Below are 1,988 nucleotides of genomic sequence, written 5' to 3' on the forward strand. Positions count from 1 at the left end.
ATAAGTTGCAGCCTTCAGATATTCAGTACATTCACTTTAAAGTGGATGCAGGCTCTTATGTTCTTCTCAAAAAACCGTTTAAATAAAAACAGGAGCCATTCCTGTAATGAATGAATTCGAGGTTTGAATGAAAAAAGTACCTTCTGTATACTGGGGAACGTTCCGACCAAAGAACAAATCCCAGCGCAGGAGGCACTCTACAATGAAGTATAAACACGCCAGGAAACAGAATCAACGAATTCAACAAATTACCGAATCAACTCTTGTTGTCGGGGCCGACATTGCCAAGAAAACACATGTCGCCAGAGCCGTCGATTTCCGCGGAATCGAGCTCGGTAAAGACTGCGTGTTCGGCAATGATCATCAAGGCTTAACGAAACTTGTAACGTGGATGAAGGAGCTTCAGCGGCGACATCACAAGACGGAAATCGTCTTGGGGATCGAGCCCACCGGACACTACTGGTTTCCACTGGCTGAATATCTGCAGCGTGAAGGCGTAAGAGTCGTCGTTGTTAACCCACATCACGTAAACAAGAGCAAAGAGCTTGAGGACAACTCACCGACCAAGAACGATTACAAAGACGCCAAGGTTATCGCCGATCTGGTGCGGGGTGGGAAATACAGCGAGCCTAAATTGCCGATGAACGTCTACGCAGATCTTCGGATCCTGATGAATCTTCGGGAGAAGGTCATGGTTAACTTCGGCCAAGTCCAGCGCCGCATTCAGAATTGGTTAGACCGCTTCTTTCCGGAGTATGGCCAGGTGTTTAAGGACTGGGAGGGCAAGGCTTCGCTGATTACGCTGAGTGAATTCCCGACTCCGAGCGAGATTGTGGCGCTAGGTGTGGGCGCAATCGTGCGTCGTTGGAAAGAAGACGTAAAGCGCGCCGTCGGTCCCAAACGAGCGTCGCAGTTGCTTGAAACGGCGAGAACCTCCATCGGCCTTAAACAAGGACTGGCAGCAGCGAAAATCGAGCTGAAGACTCTTCTGGAGCAATACGAGATGTTCGCCAAGCAGCTTGAGGACATCATGATGGAAGTGGAGCGTTTGTTAGCTCAAATTCCGGGAACGAAAGAAATGCTGACCATCCCTGGTGTTGCCATCGTGACGCTCGCCGGCTTCCTGGCTGAAGTCGGGGACCTTAGTGGTTACGACCACGGCCAGCAGATTATTCGGCTCGCTGGCTTAAATCTAAAAGAAAACAGCTCTGGCAAGAAGAAAGGCAAATCGACGATTACAAAGCGTGGCAGATCCAGGCTTCGGGCTTTGTTGTTCCGAGCGGTGATGCCGATGGTGACGAAGAACGCCGAGTTTAAGGCGTTGCACCAGTACTTCACGAAGCGAAGTCACAACCCGCTGAAAAAGAAGCAATCCATTGTGGCGCTCTGTGGTAAATTAATCCGAGTATTGTACACGCTAGGCACCAAACGCATTCCGTACCAGCCATCCGATGTTCTGGGGCCGGTACGTCAGGCCCAGTTACAGATGGCAGCTTAATTCAAACCATTTTCACGTTTCTCACACAGAACTTGAAATAAACCAACGACAATTGAAGCACGGAGCAGCCGTAGGATCTATTTCCATAAGGGCAACGACCCAGTAAAGGAGCAAGGAAACGGCGTCCACACCTCGAGAGGCAGAACGAAGGAATGTAAGGGCTAAGACCCAGCGTGACATGGGAGGGTAAGCCGTCGGGGGAATAGAGTGGATATCCAGAGTGCGGTCATACGACTCATCCATAGATTGGGAACAGCGTCCCAACCTCTATTCCCGCCTCCGGCTCCTCCAGAAAATTATGTCATAGCTACATGACTTATCCATCTTTCAGGATGGTCGATGGTTGAAAATCTAAGAACGAGTGAGAAAACGCGAGAAAACATTAAATAATAGTGGGAGGTACTTATGGGTTTTAAACGAATAGTTTCCCTTCTGCTGGCGATCACCTTGATCGCCAGTCTTTTTTTTACCGGAAATCCGAACACACAAG

Annotated in this window: 2 protein-coding genes; one reads left to right on the forward strand and one right to left on the reverse strand. The window is 49.3% G+C overall.

Going from position 1 to position 1,988, the window contains the following annotated elements; genetic code table 11:
• Window positions 1-202 precede the first annotated feature (202 nt).
• Entirely contained in the window at window positions 203-1,498 is a 1,296-nt protein-coding gene (locus F560_RS0121980; protein ID WP_019004814.1) for an IS110 family RNA-guided transposase, read from the forward strand.
• A gap of 296 nt (window positions 1,499-1,794) precedes the next feature.
• Here F560_RS0121980 and F560_RS26115 read toward each other — a convergent pair.
• On the reverse strand, window positions 1,795-1,988 hold a 194-nt coding region (locus F560_RS26115), incomplete at its 5' end, for a hypothetical protein (protein ID WP_211214142.1).

The organism is Cohnella laeviribosi DSM 21336, from assembly GCF_000378425.1.
GTDB classification, from domain to species: Bacteria; Bacillota; Bacilli; order Paenibacillales; family Paenibacillaceae; genus Cohnella; species Cohnella laeviribosi.